Raw genomic sequence first — 16,339 nt, forward strand, 5'->3', positions numbered from 1 at the left:
ATAATGGCTATTGTACGGAAAACCCAGCCCAACATGCGTTTCTGATACAAAAAATACATATTTCCCCGACAGGAAATTTTACCTGTCGGGAAAAATTATTCCGAAAATTACAACGGTTTATCCATGCGAACGCGTGCCCAAACCGTACCTTTGACCGCATTTTGCCAATTTACAGCAATTTGGGTCATGTCAGTTCCATAGGATGGTTCGATCCAAGGTGTTGAATAATCGACCGAATTTGATCCGTTGGTAATGGATCCTTCGTTTTGGAGTGTTTCCACAACCCGCGCCCTCCCGCCAAAGGGCAGCGTTGGCGCCGTATCAATGACCCATGTGCGTGATGCTGTGGACTGGCTGTGTTCAATCATCGCCGGATTTACTGTTTCTTCGGTCACACCATTGAAGGTGTTGCCGTAAAACAAGACGTTACGCATTCGGCTATAGTCTAGATCGGCAAAGGTGGTATCGACCGTTTCGACTCTTTGAATGTTGCCGTTTAGGGATCGGAACGTGTTGCCGGTGACCGAAAGGCCATGCACGAAATGTCCTGTGCCAAACGGTTTGATGACGATGAAATTGAACCAGCTGGCCACGTTATTGGCCGTGAAAATGTTGCCCGTCATCGTCAAACCGCCAAACGAATACTGCTGTCCCAGCGCAGGCGTTGCGTCGTGTTCGTTGGTCATTTCGATAAAGTTGTTATCGATGTAGTTGCCGGTGATGATTGATTTGCAGTTGGGCGAGGTGAAGATAATACCGCCCTTTCGTACGCCCAGATCCTCTCCGTCGCCATGGAACCAGTGGTTACCGGTAATCAAATTGCCGGTGCCAGCCAAGGTGCAGAAATGTTTAAAACGTACGACGCGGCAGTCGCGAATTTTGACGTCGTTCATATTCGCGTTGAAACCGATCGTGACACGCTCCGCCACGGGGAGCGACATTTCATTCGAAAGGAATTGGCAGCGATCAATCGTCAGGCCCTGACACGCACCGCCGATCGAGGTCAGGCCACGGTTTGCAGGTTTGTTGATAAAGCAGTCGCGGACATGAAAAATAGAGCCGTCCTTTGCCAGCATGATACAGCTCGCGCGGCCTTGGCCGTTAAGCTCCACATCGTCGATGATGAAGTTCGAAAGGGATTCAAAACCAGAAAAATCCAGCAGGTATTGAAAGCGGTCAAAGGTAAATACCTGTGTACCTTCGGCATCATACAACGGTTTGTTGATCGTGACGGTTTGCGCGGCGACATTGACCGCTTTGACATAGATTTCGCGACCCACGCCATTGCCGCTGACCAAAGATCCGACCGCGATATTTGCGACGTTTGTTACGCCTGTCAGTGTGCGTGGGCTATCTGCGGAATAGGTCGCTTGGGATGTTACAGTGACAGTGTCCCATGCTGAATTTTCGACTGCTTCGAATTGACCATTTCGGATGACGCGGCGTGTCGCATAGCTGGTTTTGCTGCCTTCGGCGGCTTGCATATCAATTGGGGCTGACAGTTGAATGCGGCGCCCGCATAGGTCCAGCGATTCATGACCCGAATTGTTCAATAGCGCCTGAAACGCCTTTTTAAATGCGATTTCTTCGTTGCCAAAGGCATCGGCGTAGGTCGCAAAGTCATAGTTTTTCTGCAAAAGGATCCGTTTGCTTTCAGGCATTGTAATTGTGCCTTCGAAACGGATTTGGTTTTCGATCGTTACGTGTTCGCCTAGGTAATAGGTGCCCGCGGACACCAGAACTTCGCGGCCATTGGCGTCGGCATCGGCGGCTTCGAAGGCTGCGGAATCGTCGGTCACGCCGTCGCCCTTTGCGCCGTAGTCACGCACATCAACCACGCCCATCATATCGCGCAGAAAGACCGTTGTGACATCTTCGATTGTGATATCGTCAACGCGAATGACGCCGCCAGCGCCGCTGATGATGTCGATGCCAAAATGCCCGTAAATCGCGTCGGACCAGACCATATCAACGCCGGTACGAGCCCCCGTCCCGACAATGGCGGATACTTCGACGACTTCGCCGTAGGTAGGCATGATTGTTTCAGGGCCGGTTTCGGTTAATCCTTCGACATGCAGATCGCCCGCGCCACCCGCCCAGCCTGCAATACGGATTTGCGGCAAGGGACCAGAGATCGCTTTGACCCGCGCTGTAATGCGTAAATAGCAGCCCGGTAGGATGGTTGTTTGGCCCATGTACCGCAGTTTTTGCAGGGCCGACGTCGATAGGATTTCGATACAGCCCGCGAAATTCTGGTCAGCGGATACATAGACGCCTTCGCCCGAACCTGCGTAGGTGTCCGATCCTGCGGTTCCGTCGCCGCTGGACCATACACCCAAACCATCCGCAAACGCTGGCGGCATTAGTTGCAGGCCATCGGTAATTGCCTTGTTCATGGTAACCCCTTTTTCTAGCGTCGCAGGCCAGACATGGCCGCGCTTCGGCAAAAGGGTTAGCAGGGCGGGGTAAACAGCCGCTGGGACCACCGTGACGGCGGGTGTTGCGTCAGGCCATTCCTGCAGGAACGTCGATGGGTGTGACCGCATCGATCTGCCAGCTATCGCCATTTTCGATCATGTAATAATCAAACAGGACAATGGCGCCTTCGGCATCCTGAACCATGACGCGCTGCACCCACTGACCGCGTTCCTGACGCAGTGCCAGATAGCTGACGGATGTGTTGTTCCAGACGGTGGAATACCCGTTTTCGACCATATGGCCGAATATTTCAGCAGACCCGAACATCCGTTGCAGCGACGGGCTGGCAAAAGAAAAGGCGCGGTCGATATCCCGCGCCTCAAAGGCTTGCATCTGTTCATCAATGATATCAGCGATAGCGCTGGTGTCCTGTGCCGCAACAGGCAGGGCGGCGAGGCTCAAAATCAATGCGATTGGTGTCTTCATGACGTACCCTCCATAACAAAGGATACGTCGGTTTTTCGAAAATGGATGACTCTGGGCTTAATTGCCCAATTTGCCGTCCAGACCGTCTTGGATCAGGTTGATCGATTCTTCGATGCCATAGAGCGCGATAAAGCCGCCGAAACGTGGGCCTTGGGATGCACCCAGTAGGACCTCGTACAGGGCTTTGAACCATTCGCGCAGGTTTTCGAATTCGTGGTCTTTACCGACCGAGAATACCATCGATTGCAGTTCTTCTGCATCCAGGCCACCGTCCCATGCCTTTAGGCGGGCAACCATGTCTTCCATCGCGGCGCGTTCCTGATCGGTAGGCGCGCGGAACACTTTGGTCGGTTTGACGAAATCCTGATAGTATTTCACCGCAAAACCAGCAGCCTGATCCAGATCAGGGTGGGTTTCTGGCGACGCGTCAGGCGCGTAACGCTGGATGAATCCCCACATCGCATCTTTGTCGTCTGCGCCAGATACAGAAGCAAGGTTCAGCAGCATCGAGAACGGCACAACCATTTTCGATTCAGGAACATCGCCGTTGTGGATGTGGTAAACAGGGTTCGCCAACTGGCCTTTCAGGTCTTGGGTCGCATAGGCGCGCAGCTGCTGGTGATATTCATCCATCATTTTTGGAATCACATCAAAATGCAGGCGTTTCGCGGTCTTGGGTTTTAAGAACATGAAATACGACAGCGATTCCGTCGACGCATAGGTCAGCCATTCGTCGATCGAAATGCCGTTGCCTTTGGACTTCGAAATCTTCTCGCCGTTCGCGTCTAGGAACAGTTCGTATACCATGTGGTTCGGCTTTTTCGCGCCCAGAATTTCCGAAATGCGGTCGTAGATGTTGGTGTTGGTGCTGTGGTCTTTGCCATACATTTCAAAGTCCACGCCCAATGCCGCCCAACGCGCGCCAAAGTCTGGTTTCCACTGCAATTTTACGTTGCCGCCAGTGACGGGTAGGGTCCATTCTTTGCCGTCTTCGTCGTCAAAGGTGATGGTGTAATCGTCACGGTTCACCGATTTCATCGGCACATACAAAACGCGGCCGGTTTCAGGGTGGATCGGCAAGAAAATCGAATAGGTCGACTGACGCTCTTCGCGCAACGATTTCAGCATCACTTTCATGATGTCGTCGTATTTGTCGACGGCGCGTTTCAGAACTTCGTCAAACTGGCCGGAACCATAGAATTCGGTCGCCGAATAGAATTCGTAATCAAACCCAAAGGTATCCAAGAAACGACGCAGCATGGCGTTGTTGTGATGGCCAAAGGATTCGAATTCGCCGAATGGATCAGGCACCGAAGTCAGCGGTTTTTGTTCATGTTCGACCAGCATTTCCTGATTTGGAACGTTGGTCGGAACTTTGCGCATTCCGTCCAGATCGTCCGAAAAACAAATCAGGCGGGTCGGGATGTCGGAAATCTGGTGAAACGCATTGCGGATCATCGTTGTACGCAACACTTCGCCAAAGGTGCCGATGTGCGGCAGACCTGATGGGCCATAGCCCGTTTCGAACAGAACATATCCCTTTTCGGGCGCGGCTTTCGAATAGCGTTTCAGCAGGGCGCGCGCTTCTTCAAACGGCCAAGCCTTACTCTCCATCGCTGCATCGCGCACTTCGGTCATTGTTCTACCTATGATTCCACGCCCAACCCCGTGTCAGGCTTCAAGCGCCCTCCCTATTGCGACAGGGCGCTTAGGTCAATAAATGTTAGGGTGTAACTATTGGAGTCGACCATGATCGAAGATCCTTACCTAAGTGCCGAAGATTCGCTGGTTGCCTTGGCGATTGCCGTTTCCGCAAGCGATTCCGAAATCCGCACAGCCGAGTTGGTTCGGATCAACAACATGATCAACCATTTGCCTGTTTTTGCCGAGTTCAAAGAAGAACATCTGCCGCGCGTGTCCGAAATTGTGTTCGACCTGTTCGAACAAGAGGACGGACTGGACGCACTGTTCGGTTTGGTGCGCGACGCATTGCCCGCACGCCTGTTTGAAACGGCCTATGCGATTGCCTGCGAAGTCGCCGCTGCCGATGGTCGCATCGAAGGCGCAGAGGCGCGGATGTTAGAAGAAATACGCCATGAATTGAACATTGATCGACTGCATGCAGCGGCGATCGAACGTGGCGCGCGTGCGCGTCACATGACGCTTTAGAAACGGCCCCAGCGTTTCAGCAAATCTTGCTGCAGCGCTTTGGCGCGCCTGTTCCATGCAGCCGAGCCAGCTGGGCGATCATCCTGACTGGCTTTGGCTGCTTCGCGTTTGTCCAAATCAGCGCAAAAAATCGCAAACGCAAGCGGCCTTTGGCGTGTTGTCTGTATGTATCCAGACAGCGTTGACACGAAATTCAGGGTGCCCGTTTTTGCATGTACTGAAATATCCGTGGTGATGGGGTTGCGCTGATCATCCAGCAAGGCAATCGACTTTAGCCACGGCCCGATCCGCTGCGGCACGCCTGCCGCGCCCAGCATTTTGACCATCTGATATGGGGCGACCCGCGATTGGTCGGATAGACCTGAATGGTCGCTCAGATCTACCTTTGCCCCAGTGCGTTCCGCGATCCATTGGTTCATGCGCTGGGCGGAACGTTGCATGTCTTCTGCTGCGGCCGCTAGTTTGCTAGAGGCGGATAGCCCCAGCGCTTCGGCCGTTAGGTTGGTCGAATATCTCAAGCAATCCGTGATAATTTTTTGCGTGTCGCCGCTTTTGTGGGCCGCGATTACGGTGCCATCTGGCGGGGTGCTGCGTTCGATTGGGCGCGGCATGTGAATGCCGTTTGACGCTGCAAACGTTTGAAACACTTCGCCTGCGTACAGGCCGGGTTTGCGGACCGGTAACCATCTTGACCCATTGTCGCCCAATGCGGATCGCGCCACAGTCCAATCGTCGTAGTCCCCAGCGTCTGCGTAGGTATAGACGGGCTGGTCGCGATCGACGACACGCATGCGCGACACATCAACATCGGGCCGATATAGCGATGAACGGGCGTCCATTGTGACCAAATAATTGCCTGATGTGCGGGCCCATTCGAAATGAACGCGATTAAAATTCAGGTTCAGGCCAGATACCGACGGATTATATCCCAAATGATCCATCTGGGATGCGTCGATTTCGTTGATATAGGGTAGCGCGCCGTCCCAGACCTGAAATTCGCCATCAACGTGCGTTATGCCCAAATCAGAAAGTGATTGGGCCAGGTCTGCCAAATTGTCCGTGTCTAATGTCGGGTCACCCCCGCCAGCAAGGATCAAATTCCCCTGCAGCCGACCTTGCTGAATCGGACCCGTGGCAAACAGGCGCGTTTGAAACTGGTGAAAGGGTCCCAGAACCTCGCCAGCGTAAAGTGCGGTGATGGCTTTTGCCACGCTTGCTGGCGGCAGTTGAGCGCTTGCATAGCTGCGTTCAATGATCTGCCCTGATTGCAGATCTGTGACGATGACGCTGGCGATGCCGCTTAGCCCCGCTGCGGCAATAACGTCCGGCAATGTCGGACGTGCGCGTGGTCGGGGCGGCGGTGGGAAACCTGCTGGCCGCGCAGAAGGCGAGGGTGCAACCAGAGGCGCATTTGCCAGAACCGGCGCCGCTGTTGTGCTGATCAATCCAGCAATGGCAGAGCGTCTGGTCCATCGTTTCATTGTTTAACCCCAGTCTCCTCTGGCGCGGATGGCTGTTGATGATGCATCCGACATAGGCAGGTTAACATAGCACCATTTTGGCGCGTCGCTACGGCCCAATGCTCGGGACTCGCGGGGTAATAGTTGTGATGTGTTAAAGACCTGGGTCGCCTTGGATGTTTTGGCTGATGTCGAATGGCCCGGTCGCGCTACAACGCCGATCGGCACGCTGCGCATAATGGTTTGCCAGTCTTGCCAGCGATGGAATTGCGCCAAATTGTCAGCGCCCATAATCCAAACAAAACGCGTCCCGCGATACCGTTTTTGCAAAGCAGCGATTGTTTCCGCCGTGTAGCGGGTGCCTAACCGTTCTTCGATGCCGGTGATAATAACACGCGGATCGTTCATCACTTGTTTGGCGCGGTGAATGCGGTCTGCCATCGGGGCCGGGCCGCGTTCCTTAAGCGGGTTGCCGGGGGACACAAGCCACCACACACGGTCCAGACCAAAACGGTTCATCGCCGTACGCGTGATGTGGGCATGACCTTCGTGGGCAGGGTCAAACGACCCACCCAATAGCCCGATCACCTGACCGCGTTTCACTGTTGGAAAAACGTGCTCCATCGCGGTTTTCAAGCCTGTGACGCAGGAAAAGTAAAGCAGCCATCGGCAAAGGGCGGTAATTCGTAGCAAACTGAGGAAGGCGCGCACCATGAGCGCGCGCCTGTTTGATCAGTCAATCTCGGCTGATTTTGCCCATAGATTAATCTGCTCTTCGTCCGCGTATTTGTCGATTTCGGCCAGTTCGGCATCCGTGAATTCCAAATTCGCAACTGCGCCTGCGCAATCGACAATTTGCGACGGTTTCGACGCACCGATCAACGCTGTGGTCACGCGTCCGCCGCGCAAAACCCAAGCAATCGCCATTTGTGCCAAGGTCTGTCCGCGTGATGCTGCGATATCATTCAGTTTGCGGATGTTGCCGATGGCCTGTTCCGTCAACATGCCCTTGTCCAACGATTTATCTTGGGCCGCGCGGCTGTCGGCGGGCACGCCGTTCAAGTATTTTTTCGTCAGCATGCCTTGGGCCAGCGGTGTGAATGCGATCGACCCGACGCCCAAATCGTCCAGAGTGTCCAGCAAACCATCGGTTTCCACCCAGCGGTTCAGCATGTTGTAGCTGGGCTGGTGGATCAGCAGCGGCACGCCCATGGATTTCAGGATGTCCGCAGCTTCGCGGGTGCGTTGGGAATTATAGGACGAAATCCCGATATACAGAGCCTTGCCCGACCGCCAGATGTGTTCCAGCGCGCCCATGGTTTCCTCTAGCGGGGTGTCGGGGTCGAAACGGTGGGAATAGAAAATATCGACGTAATCCAGCCCCATGCGTTTCAGCGACTGATCACACGACGCAATCAGATATTTGCGGCTGCCCCATTCGCCATAGGGGCCGGGCCACATGTCATAGCCAGCCTTGGACGAGATGATCAATTCATCCCGATACCCCGCAAAGTCGGTTTTTAGAATTTCGCCAAAGGCTTCTTCGGCCGATCCTGCGGGCGGGCCATAGTTGTTGGCCAAATCAAAATGCGTAATGCCCAGATCGAACGCGGTTTGGCACATTTCGCGTTTGGTTTGATGCGGCGTGTCGTGGCCGAAATTATGCCACAGGCCAAAGGAAACGGCCGGCAATTTCAGGCCCGAATTACCGCAGCGGCGGTAGACCATTTTCGAATAGCGGTCTTCGGCTGGTGTGTATCGCATCGTTCTCTCCTCTAAAACGATTTCGCCGCTACAGGACCACGTGACATGCCCCATGTCAAAGCGAACCCGCCTGTGCAAAAATGAAAGGACTATGAGTGGGGGTGCTTATCGCCTATAGGTTGTGTTGACTTTATCAAGTGGATTGCAAAATGCGTTTTATTTTACCCTTAGTTCTCAGTGTTGCCGCGACGATTGTAAATGCGGATGCCCAGTCAGACGCCGACTATATCGCCAGCGTCACCGCAACCCGCGCCAATTTCGAAGGCGCATTGATGGCACAGCGACCAATGTTGGTGTCCGCGATCCAGCATGACCTGTCGACCAAAGGCATCGCGCTGCCTGACCCCGAACGTTTCTTTGATATGTTCGTCGAAGTATGGATCGATTCATTTACTGCCGAAATGCAGTCAGTCACCGCTGAAATTTACCTGGATTTGTTTTCAGAGACAGAGCTAGAGGCGTTGGCGGCGTTTTATGCGACCGATGCGGGCCAAGCGATGCTGGAAAAAACGCCAGAATTGATGATGCGCGGTGCCCAAGCGGGCGCCGAGGTCGGGATGATCGCAGGCATGCGAGCCGGCCCAATGATGGCCGACCGCATTCGCGACGAAAATCTGATCGAATTCCAGTCGGATGATTTGCTGAATGCGCTAGAGCAATAAGCCCCGCATTGCTCATCCGGTCGTGGGTCGTTATCTAGGGCGCAACTTTGTCAAAGGATCGACCCATGGCCAATTATCAGTACGTCTATTTTATGGACGGCGTGTCCAAGACCTACCCTGGCGGTAAAAAGGTTTTTGAGAACATCCGTCTTAACTTTCTCCCCGGTGTGAAAATCGGTGTCGTCGGTGTCAACGGTGCGGGTAAATCGTCGCTGTTGAAAATCATGGCCGGCATGGACAAGGATTTCCAAGGCGAGGCATGGGCCGCAGAAGGCGCCAATGTTGGTTACCTGCCGCAGGAACCACAGTTGGATGAATCGCTGACCGTCCGCGAAAATGTCATGCTGGGCGTTGCCGCGAAAAAGGCCATTCTAGATCGCTATAACGAACTGGCGATGAACTATTCGGACGAAACCGCCGAAGAAATGGCCCAGCTGCAAGACGAAATCGACAGCCAGAACCTGTGGGATCTGGACAGCCAAGTCGACGTATCGATGGAGGCGCTGCGCTGCCCGCCTGATGATGCGGACGTATCGACTCTGTCGGGCGGTGAACGTCGCCGTGTTGCGCTGTGTAAACTGCTTCTCGAAGCGCCAGACATGCTGCTTCTCGACGAACCTACCAACCACCTTGATGCGGAAACCATCGCGTGGCTGCAACAGCACTTGATCGACTACAAAGGTACGATCCTCTGCGTTACCCACGACCGTTATTTCCTAGATGACATCACCGGCTGGATTCTGGAACTCGACCGTGGTCAGGGCATCCCATACGAAGGCAACTATTCCAGCTGGCTGGAACAAAAAGCCAAACGTCTGGAACAAGAAGCCCGCGAAGACAAATCCAAACAGAAAACGTTGGAACGCGAACTTGAATGGATGCGTCAGGGCACCAAAGCCCGTCAGGCCAAACAAAAGGCCCGTATCAACGCCTATAACGAACTGGCTGAACAGTCCGAGCGCGAAAAAATTACCCGCGCGCAGATCGTTATTCCAAACGGTCCACGTCTGGGCGGTAAGGTTATCGAAGTGTCCAACCTGAAAAAGGCGATGGGCGACAAACTGTTGATCGAAGACCTGTCGTTCGATCTGCCTCCGGGCGGCATCGTCGGCGTTATCGGCCCGAACGGCGCGGGTAAATCGACCCTGTTCAAAATGCTGACTGGCCAAGAACAACCTGACGAAGGTTCCGTCGTTTACGGCGACACCGTTCAGCTGTCCTACGTTGACCAGTCGCGCGATGACCTAGAGGACAACGCCACCGTTTGGGAAGCCATCTCGGGCGGTGCGGAGCTGATCCAGCTGGGCGATGCCGAGGTGAACAGTCGCGCCTATTGTTCGTCGTTCAACTTTAAAGGTGGCGATCAACAGAAAAAGGTCGGCCTGCTGTCGGGCGGTGAACGCAACCGTGTGCACATGGCGCGTCTGCTGAAATCGGGCGGTAACGTGCTGCTGCTCGACGAACCTACCAACGACTTGGACGTAGAAACCCTGCGGGCGCTAGAAGACGCGCTGACCGAATTCGCTGGTTGCGCCGTGGTCATTTCGCACGACCGTTTCTTCCTTGACCGTATTTGTACCCACATTCTGGCGTTCGAAGGCGAAGCCCACGTCGAATGGTTCCAAGGTAACTTTGAAGACTACGAAGAAGACAAAAAGCGCCGTTTGGGAGCTGACGCTTTGGAGCCAAAGCGCCTCAAGCACAAAAAATTCAGCCGTTAATCAGGCTGACGGGCCGTCCCTTAGGGGGCGGCCTTTTCTTTGGTGTTAGTGAGTGCTGGCCACGCAAATAGCACAATGCACAGGGCGACCAAACCAGCAGACAAAACGAACGGTGCACCGGGCAGGTAGATGCCATTAGCGTCTGTGTAGGCCCAGAAAATCGCAGTCATCAATAATGGTGAAATCGCTGCGCCGACCGCGCCAATCGACTGCATGACCCCCTGTAATTCACCCTGACGGTTGTCAGCTACGGCGCGGGACATGATGCCTTGGATCGCTGGGGTGGATACGGACCCGAGCGCCATAACGGGCGTTAGGGCAAGGATCAGCCAGCTTTCTTTGACGAACACAGCGCAGAACATGGCGATAATATCAATGGTAAAGGCAAACAGCACCGTGTTTCGATCGCCCAATATGCGCAGCATCGGTTTGACCAACACGGCCTGAACTACGGCCATTGATACGCCAAAGCAGGCCAGCGAAATCCCGATCATGCGCGGGTCCCATCCGAATTGCGCCGTCCCATAATAGGCCCAAATCGCGGGGTAAACGTAGTGGGCGACGCCGAACAGGCCCAGAATGGTCAGCATACGGCCCATGTTCGGCAGCCGTCCAATGGCTGAAAATGACCCCAGTGGATTGGCGTTTTTCACCGATATCGCACGGCGGTTTTCTGGTTTGACCGTTTCAGGCAGAATAAAGAAACCAAACGCCATATTCGCAAAGGCAAAGGCAGCTGCCGCATAAAACGGGGCGCGCGTGCCCAAATCGGCCAGCAACCCGCCAACCATCGGCCCCACGACAAACCCCAAACCAAATGCTGCGCCAATCAGGCCAAAGTTTGCGGCTTTTTCATCGGGTTTGGAAATGTCGGCCATATAGGCGCCTGCTGTCGAATGGGTCGCCGCTGTTATCCCGCCAATCATGCGGCCGATCAGCAGCAACCAAACCGTGCCCGCGACTGCCATCAGCAGATAGTCCAACATCATCACAAACAGCGCCAGTAGCAAAACAGGACGTCGGCCAAAGGCGTCGGACAGGTTGCCGATCAACGGGCCAAACAGGAACTGCATTGCAGCAAAAACAGCCGTCAAAACACCGCCCCATAGCGCCGCATTGCCCAGGCTTTCGCCGCTGACCTCTTGGATCAATTCGGGCATGACGGGCATAATGATCCCAATCCCCATCGCGTCCAGCAGGACGGTGATCAGGATGAAAACAACTGGTAGGCGCATGCGGTAAACTCCAACGAATGGAACATACCTAAACGCAATTGTTTACTTTGCAAGCAGGGAAAGACGCCCAAACGCAATCGCGATCTGAGGCAGGGTAAAACGCAATGTCAGGCGGCAATGCGCGGCGCCCCGTGCGGATTGGACAGCGCTGTTCAGCCCGTCGATCAGGGTGGTGATAGATTGGTCCAGCGCGGTATCGGTGGCGACCTCTGCAGCGGTTTTCGATAGCCACGCCGACAGATCACACAGCGCGGTCATAGGGTCGTTCGAAGGCGCGTTTAGGCGCAGACCTTCGACCAGTTTGTCGCGCAGCGGGCCGTGCTGCATGTGGACGATCTGAACCCGGTCGCGCAGGTCGTCAAAGTCGACAGCGATACCACGTTCGGTCAGTCGCGTTTCGACCAAAGTCAGGAATTGGCGCAGTCGCAGTGACTGAGCTGTATCCTCAATCGCGACGGCATCCGCGCCTTCCCCTACGTAAGGGGAAAATTCTGGCGCTTGCATCAACTCTTGAAAATGGGCGATCAGGGGGGTGATCGGTGACTGGCCTTTGGCAACATCCGCGGCCAATGCTGACGGGTCGATCTGCAGCTCTAGCGACGCGCGGTGGATTGCCTTGGCCGCTGTTTCTGGCATCGTTCCGATTTCGCCATTTGCCTTTGCCATCGACCCGATGACGATCATCATCGCGCGAACCTCGGCGGTATCTGTGAACAGCGCCGCGCATTCGCGGTCGAACAACATGTCGCGGAAAATCGCGCTATCAAAGGCAGAGGCGGTCATCAGATATGTCCCGTGTCTTTCATGAATTGGATCAGCCGTTCGGTATAGGCATGTGGCTGTTCAACGCAAGGCAGGTGCCCCGATTTTCGGATGATATGAAATTGCGACCCGGGCACGACATCCACCGTTTCGCGCACCAGGTCGGCCGGGGTGGACCCATCATCTGATCCCGCAATGCCCAAGGTTGGAATGCGCAACCCGCTGGTGGGTGTGTAAAAATCGGTGCCAGACACGGCGGCGCAGCAGCCACAGTATCCTTCGACCGTCGTCGCGCAGACCATATCGCGCCACGGTTTCACGGCGTCCGATTTCGCGAAATCACGGGTGAACCATTTGCGCATGATCCCGTCGACAAAGCTTTCGATGCCATGCGCGCGCACCGCATCGATCCGATCTTGCCACAGCTTTGGCGTACCGATCCGAGCCGCCGTGTTCGAGAGAACTAGCGTGCGTACGATATCGAACCGCTTTACCGCCAGCCCCTGACCGATCATGCCGCCGATGGACAGGCCCACAAACATCGCGTCGCGCACATTCAGCGCGTCGCAGACGGCCTCGGTGTCTTTGACCAGTTTGCCCATCGAATAGGGCGCAGGGGTAGCCGTGGATTTGCCATGCCCACGTTTGTCCATGCGCACGATCCGCAGGCCTTCGGGTAAGAACGGCAGGACCGCGTCCCACAGGTGCAGGTTCGTTCCCAACGAATTGGCAAAAACAACGGTCGGCGCATCTGCGTCCTGCACCCCGTCGACGCGGGCAAATAGCGTTGTGTCGCCGTGTTCGATGTAGTGTACAGTATAGGTCATCCCTGCGCGATATCAGGGATCGTCGTCAAATCCGAGAGCACAAATTCAGGCGCAGCGTACAAACGATCCAGCGGGTCGCCGTTGCGGTTCACCCATGCGGTCCGATAGCCGAAATTGGCCGCCCCTGCCGCGTCCCAGCCGTTGGCGGACACGAACAGCACCTCGTTGCGTTCACAGATGAAACGGCTTTCGACCATTTCGTAGACCAGATCGTGGGGTTTGAATACGCCGACCGATTCAACGGACATCACGTCATCCAACACGTCCGATAGACCCGCCGATTTCACGGCAGCGTTCAGCATTTCAGGGTTGCCGTTCGACAAGATCGCGGTGTTTAGGCCCATAGCCTTTAGTTTGCGCAGCATCTCTGGCACTTCGGAATAGGCGGACAATTCCCAATACAGCGCCAGCAGGCGTTCGCGCAGAGCTGGGTCGGTCAGTTTCGATGCCTCTAGCGCCCAGTCCAATCCGTCTTGGGTCAGTTGCCAGAAATCGATGTGTTTGCGGGCGATGGCGCGCAGCCACGAGTATTCCAGCTGTTTGCGGCGCCAATCAGCGGCCAGCGTTGGCCAAACGTCTGCCAATGCCTCTTGCCCCGGTTCATTTGCGGCTTCGCGCGCGGCGGCGGCAACGTCAAACAGGGTGCCGTAGGCATCAAATATGCATGTATTAATCAATTGTCTTCCTCCATCCTGACGCGCAACCTGCCGTGCCTGAATGCAAAGAACAACTACGCTGTTTGCAATTCTGCCATGCAATACTTACGTTACCCCAGAACCCAGAGCACCCGCGCAGTCGCGGCCTCGTATATCAATTCCCAAAAATCGGAGATTTTCATGACGCAAGTTAAGTCGGGCGATACCGTACGCATTCACTACACCGGCACCCTGACCTCGGGCGAAACATTTGACAGCAGCGCAGGTCGCGACCCGCTAGAGTTCGTCGTCGGTTCCGGTCAGATCATCCCAGGTCTGGACAAAGCGCTGCCAGGTATGGCTGTTGGCGACAAGAAATCGGTCGATGTTCCTTGCGCCGAAGCCTATGGCGAAAAACGTGACGAAGCGATCCAAGCGATCCCACGCGGCGAAATCCCAGATCACATCCCTACCGAACCGGGCACTCAGCTGCAGATGCAAGCGCCAACAGGTCAGGTAGTTCCTGTGACCGTTGTTGAAGCAAACGAAGAGCAGGTCATTCTGGACGCAAACCACCCGCTGGCTGGCAAAGACCTGAACTTTGCGATCGAACTGGTCGAAATCAAAGCGGCCTGATCTACAGGATCATGACGGCGTAGATGTATGAAAACATCGCCGCCGCTGTGAAAATATAAGCGCCTGCAATCCAAATTGCGGGCGTTTTTTCTATTTTGGGTGTTTTCGGTAGCGATTGCAGCAACACAATCCCGCGGATTGTTAGTGCCGCCAACACGCCCAGCAGCAAAGATTGATACCCAACCGCCAGCGCAATCATAACCGCCAATACCAGCGCGGCCGCCAGATAGGGCAGGGGATGGCCGAACGATTGGCCCAGCGTATATGCGACGCGTCCGCCAGCAAATGGCCACACAGGCAGGATCATGACGGCACCGTATGCGGGCGCAAAAACAGCGATCACCGACGCCCAACTGGACACCATCGGCGCATAGCCAAACGCGACCTGCGAAATGGAATGGGCAAGCGTTGCCACGGCCAGCAAAGTCGCCACGCCATATAGCGCTGCAAACGCCATATGCGTCGGCGGTATATCATCCAGATATCGCTGGGTGCGCAGTGGAAAAATCGGGTTTGTTCGGATCTGCGCAGGATGCCCAAAACTGCGCAGCGCCGCGATTTGTCCGATTTCTTGGGTGTAGACCAGCACGATCATCGCGCCGCCAACAACGGGCCCCATCAGATACACAATCAGGATTAGGCCCATAATGCCAAAAAGCCAGAACCTAGGCTCTGGCTTTGGGATTTGCAGGCCGGACCACCCGTTTGGTGCGGCCTTGATCAGCGCAACGCAATAGCCGATGGCAAGCGCTACGAAGACCATCGTTTACAGGTTGTCCTGCTGTGGCATGCCCAGAACGTGGAAACCGCCATCAACGCGGATGATTTCACCCGAGGTGTAGGCTCCAGCCTCGGATGCCAGATAAACAGCGGTGCCGCCGACGGCCTCTAGCGTGGCGTTGCTGCGCATTGGCGCGTTTTCTTCGGTGTGGCGGAAAGTTTTGCGCGCACCGCCGATTGCCGCGCCAGCCAGCGTTTTCATCGGGCCAGGGGACACTGCGTTCACGCGGATGCCTTGCGGGCCCAGATCGTTCGCCAGATAGCGCACAGACGATTCCAGCGCCGCTTTGGCAACGCCCATGACGTTATAGTTCGGCGTTACGCGGTTCGATCCGCCATAAGTCAGGGTCAGCAGGCTGCCGCCTTCGGGCATTAGTTCAGACGCGCGTTTGGCAACATCAATGAACGAATAGCAACTGATGGTCATCGAATTGCAGAAGTTATCGCGGCTGGTGTTGATGAAACGGCCAGTCAGTTCGTTTTTGTCGGAATAGGCGATCGCGTGAACGACAAAATCAATGGTGCCCCATTTGTCTTTCAACGTTTTGAACGCCAGATCCATGCTGTCGTTGTCGGTTACGTCAACGTCGATCAGAGTGTCCGACCCAACCGAGACGGCCAGTGGCGCAACGCGTTTTCCGAATGCTTCGCCTTGGTAGGTAAAGGCCAGTTCCGCACCCGCATCTGCCATCGCTTTGGCGATGCCCCAAGCGATCGAACGATCATTAGCAACGCCCATGATCAGGCCGCGTTTACCTTGAAGTTGGATCATTAGTCTTCCCCG

At 55.2% G+C, this 16,339-nt stretch carries 16 protein-coding genes; 4 read left to right on the forward strand and 12 right to left on the reverse strand.

What is annotated here, in order from left to right:
• Nucleotides 1–107: 107 nt before the first annotated feature.
• The 3 genes from BVC71_RS00070 to BVC71_RS00080 all read right to left on the reverse strand — a co-directional run bounded on the left by BVC71_RS00070 (nucleotide 108) and on the right by BVC71_RS00080 (nucleotide 4,542).
• Nucleotides 108–2,396, reverse strand: coding sequence for a glycosyl hydrolase family 28-related protein (locus tag BVC71_RS00070; RefSeq protein ID WP_086450609.1), 2,289 nt, complete (start codon nucleotides 2,394–2,396; stop codon nucleotides 108–110).
• A gap of 109 nt (nucleotides 2,397–2,505) precedes the next feature.
• Entirely contained in the window at nucleotides 2,506–2,904 is a 399-nt protein-coding gene (locus tag BVC71_RS00075) for a DUF4864 domain-containing protein (protein ID WP_086449610.1), read from the reverse strand.
• Between the two features lie 57 nt (nucleotides 2,905–2,961).
• On the reverse strand, nucleotides 2,962–4,542 hold the full coding sequence (locus BVC71_RS00080; protein WP_086449611.1) for a lysine--tRNA ligase: 1,581 nt from the start codon (nucleotides 4,540–4,542) through the stop codon (nucleotides 2,962–2,964).
• A gap of 111 nt (nucleotides 4,543–4,653) precedes the next feature.
• Between BVC71_RS00080 and BVC71_RS00085 the strand changes: the two genes are divergently transcribed.
• Nucleotides 4,654–5,073 (forward strand): tellurite resistance TerB family protein, encoded by a 420-nt coding sequence (locus BVC71_RS00085; RefSeq protein ID WP_086449612.1) that lies wholly within the window; start codon nucleotides 4,654–4,656, stop codon nucleotides 5,071–5,073.
• On the opposite strand, the gene dacB is transcribed toward BVC71_RS00085, so the two are convergent.
• From dacB to mgrA, 3 genes are all read right to left on the reverse strand, one after another.
• Complete coding sequence (dacB, locus tag BVC71_RS00090; RefSeq protein WP_086449613.1) at nucleotides 5,070–6,554, reverse strand: D-alanyl-D-alanine carboxypeptidase/D-alanyl-D-alanine endopeptidase; 1,485 nt, start codon at nucleotides 6,552–6,554, stop codon at nucleotides 5,070–5,072. The genes BVC71_RS00085 and dacB overlap by 4 nt on opposite strands.
• A gap of 3 nt (nucleotides 6,555–6,557) precedes the next feature.
• Nucleotides 6,558–7,157: a nicotinate-nucleotide adenylyltransferase gene (locus BVC71_RS00095; protein WP_086449614.1), complete on the reverse strand. Its 600-nt coding sequence runs from the start codon at nucleotides 7,155–7,157 to the stop codon at nucleotides 6,558–6,560.
• Nucleotides 7,158–7,265: 108 nt separating this feature from the next.
• Entirely contained in the window at nucleotides 7,266–8,297 is a 1,032-nt protein-coding gene (mgrA, locus tag BVC71_RS00100; RefSeq protein WP_086449615.1) for an L-glyceraldehyde 3-phosphate reductase, read from the reverse strand.
• A gap of 149 nt (nucleotides 8,298–8,446) precedes the next feature.
• Between mgrA and BVC71_RS00105 the strand changes: the two genes are divergently transcribed.
• Together BVC71_RS00105 and ettA are read left to right on the forward strand one after the other, a co-directional pair.
• On the forward strand, nucleotides 8,447–8,959 hold the full coding sequence (locus BVC71_RS00105) for a DUF2059 domain-containing protein (RefSeq protein ID WP_086449616.1): 513 nt from the start codon (nucleotides 8,447–8,449) through the stop codon (nucleotides 8,957–8,959).
• A gap of 65 nt (nucleotides 8,960–9,024) precedes the next feature.
• On the forward strand, nucleotides 9,025–10,680 hold the full coding sequence (gene ettA / locus BVC71_RS00110; protein WP_086449617.1) for an energy-dependent translational throttle protein EttA: 1,656 nt from the start codon (nucleotides 9,025–9,027) through the stop codon (nucleotides 10,678–10,680).
• Nucleotides 10,681–10,700: 20 nt separating this feature from the next.
• Here ettA and BVC71_RS00115 read toward each other — a convergent pair whose 3' ends face one another.
• Genes BVC71_RS00115 through BVC71_RS00130 form a run of 4 tightly spaced genes read right to left on the reverse strand, consistent with a single transcriptional unit; the run spans nucleotide 10,701 to nucleotide 14,181 of the window.
• Nucleotides 10,701–11,915 carry a TCR/Tet family MFS transporter gene (locus BVC71_RS00115; protein ID WP_086449618.1) on the reverse strand — a complete coding sequence of 405 codons (1,215 nt, stop codon included), beginning with the start codon at nucleotides 11,913–11,915 and terminating at the stop codon, nucleotides 10,701–10,703.
• Between the two features lie 42 nt (nucleotides 11,916–11,957).
• Nucleotides 11,958–12,698, reverse strand: a complete 741-nt coding sequence (locus BVC71_RS00120; protein WP_086449619.1) for a lyase family protein — start codon at nucleotides 12,696–12,698, stop codon at nucleotides 11,958–11,960.
• Nucleotides 12,698–13,504, reverse strand: a complete 807-nt coding sequence (gene pcaD / locus BVC71_RS00125; RefSeq protein WP_086449620.1) for a 3-oxoadipate enol-lactonase — start codon at nucleotides 13,502–13,504, stop codon at nucleotides 12,698–12,700. Before pcaD ends, BVC71_RS00120 begins: the two co-directional genes overlap by 1 nt.
• Nucleotides 13,501–14,181: a haloacid dehalogenase type II gene (locus BVC71_RS00130; RefSeq protein WP_086449621.1), complete on the reverse strand. Its 681-nt coding sequence runs from the start codon at nucleotides 14,179–14,181 to the stop codon at nucleotides 13,501–13,503. The genes pcaD and BVC71_RS00130 overlap by 4 nt, the downstream gene beginning before the upstream one ends.
• A 159-nt stretch (nucleotides 14,182–14,340) precedes the next feature.
• On the opposite strand from BVC71_RS00130, the gene BVC71_RS00135 reads away from it, so the two are divergent.
• Nucleotides 14,341–14,775: an FKBP-type peptidyl-prolyl cis-trans isomerase gene (locus BVC71_RS00135; RefSeq protein WP_086449622.1), complete on the forward strand. Its 435-nt coding sequence runs from the start codon at nucleotides 14,341–14,343 to the stop codon at nucleotides 14,773–14,775.
• 1 nt (nucleotide 14,776) lies between these two features.
• Here the strand turns inward: BVC71_RS00135 and BVC71_RS00140 are convergent, their stop codons facing one another.
• Entirely contained in the window at nucleotides 14,777–15,538 is a 762-nt protein-coding gene (locus BVC71_RS00140) for a hypothetical protein (RefSeq protein WP_086449623.1), read from the reverse strand.
• Nucleotides 15,539–15,541: 3 nt separating this feature from the next.
• The gene (locus tag BVC71_RS00145) at nucleotides 15,542–16,327 is read right to left on the reverse strand and encodes an enoyl-ACP reductase FabI (protein ID WP_086449624.1); all 786 of its coding nucleotides are present in this window, start codon (nucleotides 16,325–16,327) and stop codon (nucleotides 15,542–15,544) included.
• Between the last annotated feature and the right edge of the window lie 12 nt (nucleotides 16,328–16,339).

The organism is Marivivens niveibacter (assembly GCF_002150005.2).
Lineage (GTDB): Bacteria > Pseudomonadota > Alphaproteobacteria > Rhodobacterales > Rhodobacteraceae > Marivivens > Marivivens niveibacter.

What these genes read in the sequence shown, in the direction of transcription:
- BVC71_RS00070 (WP_086450609.1), bottom strand. Translation starts at nt 2,396, where the DNA reads ATGAACAAGGCAATTACCGATGGCCTGCAACTAATGCCGCCAGCGTTT.
- BVC71_RS00075 (WP_086449610.1), bottom strand. Translation starts at nt 2,904, where the DNA reads ATGAAGACACCAATCGCATTGATTTTGAGCCTCGCCGCCCTGCCTGTT.
- BVC71_RS00080 (WP_086449611.1), bottom strand. Translation starts at nt 4,542, where the DNA reads ATGACCGAAGTGCGCGATGCAGCGATGGAGAGTAAGGCTTGGCCGTTT.
- BVC71_RS00085 (WP_086449612.1), top strand. Translation starts at nt 4,654, where the DNA reads ATGATCGAAGATCCTTACCTAAGTGCCGAAGATTCGCTGGTTGCCTTG.
- dacB (WP_086449613.1), bottom strand. Translation starts at nt 6,554, where the DNA reads ATGAAACGATGGACCAGACGCTCTGCCATTGCTGGATTGATCAGCACA.
- BVC71_RS00095 (WP_086449614.1), bottom strand. Translation starts at nt 7,157, where the DNA reads ATGGAGCACGTTTTTCCAACAGTGAAACGCGGTCAGGTGATCGGGCTA.
- mgrA (WP_086449615.1), bottom strand. Translation starts at nt 8,297, where the DNA reads ATGCGATACACACCAGCCGAAGACCGCTATTCGAAAATGGTCTACCGC.
- BVC71_RS00105 (WP_086449616.1), top strand. Translation starts at nt 8,447, where the DNA reads ATGCGTTTTATTTTACCCTTAGTTCTCAGTGTTGCCGCGACGATTGTA.
- ettA (WP_086449617.1), top strand. Translation starts at nt 9,025, where the DNA reads ATGGCCAATTATCAGTACGTCTATTTTATGGACGGCGTGTCCAAGACC.
- BVC71_RS00115 (WP_086449618.1), bottom strand. Translation starts at nt 11,915, where the DNA reads ATGCGCCTACCAGTTGTTTTCATCCTGATCACCGTCCTGCTGGACGCG.
- BVC71_RS00120 (WP_086449619.1), bottom strand. Translation starts at nt 12,698, where the DNA reads ATGACCGCCTCTGCCTTTGATAGCGCGATTTTCCGCGACATGTTGTTC.
- pcaD (WP_086449620.1), bottom strand. Translation starts at nt 13,504, where the DNA reads ATGACCTATACTGTACACTACATCGAACACGGCGACACAACGCTATTT.
- BVC71_RS00135 (WP_086449622.1), top strand. Translation starts at nt 14,341, where the DNA reads ATGACGCAAGTTAAGTCGGGCGATACCGTACGCATTCACTACACCGGC.
- BVC71_RS00140 (WP_086449623.1), bottom strand. Translation starts at nt 15,538, where the DNA reads ATGGTCTTCGTAGCGCTTGCCATCGGCTATTGCGTTGCGCTGATCAAG.
- BVC71_RS00145 (WP_086449624.1), bottom strand. Translation starts at nt 16,327, where the DNA reads ATGATCCAACTTCAAGGTAAACGCGGCCTGATCATGGGCGTTGCTAAT.